The sequence below is a fragment of the Johnsonella ignava ATCC 51276 genome (genome assembly GCF_000235445.1).
In the GTDB taxonomy this organism is placed as follows: Bacteria; Bacillota; Clostridia; order Lachnospirales; family Lachnospiraceae; genus Johnsonella; species Johnsonella ignava.
Genome location: NZ_JH378861.1, coordinates 1 through 1,126 on the forward strand (window position 1 = coordinate 1; position 1,126 = coordinate 1,126).

Consider the following 1,126-nt stretch of genomic DNA (forward strand, 5'->3'; position numbering starts at 1 on the left):
CACATGAATCTGAAATAAATGATTTATATGCTCAGATTGGCAAACTTACCACTCAGAACGAGTGGCTTAAAAAAAATCTGGTTTCTGAGCTTAATGTAGCACAACGCCGTCTGCTTGTTGACATGAATGGCTCAACCCTTCCTATTTCTACACAAGTTCGCCTTTTAGAGCTTAACAGAAGCGGTCTTTATTATCAGCCGATTCCGCATTCCACGGAAGATTTACATATAAAGCAGATGATTGATAAAATCTATACCAGATATCCAATGTATGGATACCGTCGCATTTGCTGGTATATGAATGAAATAGAGCATTATGTGATTAATCATAAAGCAGTCCTTCGCCATATGAAGGAAATGGGTATACAGGCAATATATCCAAGGCAAAATACAAGCAGACCTGAGCCGGCTAATAAAATATATCCATACTTGCTAAGAGGGCTTAAAATCGACCATCCGGATCAAGTCTGGTCGATTGATATCACCTATATTCCTGTAAAAACAAACTGGCTATACTTGGTAGCAATTATTGATTGGTATTCAAGGTTCGTGCTACACTGGCAATTGAGTGATACTATGGAAATAGATTTTGTTCTTGATACCAGCCGTAAGGCATTAAATGTATCCAGTCCTGAAATCATGAATTCAGACCAAGGAAGTCATTTTACAAGCCCAAAATTCACACAGATTTTTCTGGATGCAGGTTCTAAAATTAGTATGGATCACCGTGGGCGTGCCTACGATAATATATTCATAGAAAGGCTCTGGCGAACCATAAAATATGAGGATATATATCCTAAGGCTTACGAGACACCAAAAGAAGCACGTATCGGAATTCATAACTATATAAAATTTTATAATCACGAGCGTCCACACTCACGCTTAAAATACCGCACACCGGAAGAAATATACCGGGATAGGTAATTATCCTGTTTCTCCCTCTTGTGTAGTATAAGTGCAGATATATGAGCTGTAAAGGGTTCCTTCGGAAGCTGCTTTGCAGCACACCCTTGACAGTTCATATATCCACACTTGGTGGGTAACTAAGGGAGAAAGGGATGGAATAATCTCTTCCGAAATCCAACTTAATTTTTTTGAAAATTGTCTTGACAAATGGGTTCACTTTA

General features: G+C 38.5%; 1 protein-coding gene. It reads left to right on the forward strand.

What is annotated here, in order from left to right:
• A partial coding sequence (locus HMPREF9333_RS11975) for an IS3 family transposase (RefSeq protein WP_005542448.1) occupies nt 1-923 on the forward strand: 923 nt, incomplete at its 5' end.
• Nucleotides 924-1,126: the final 203 nt, after the last annotated feature.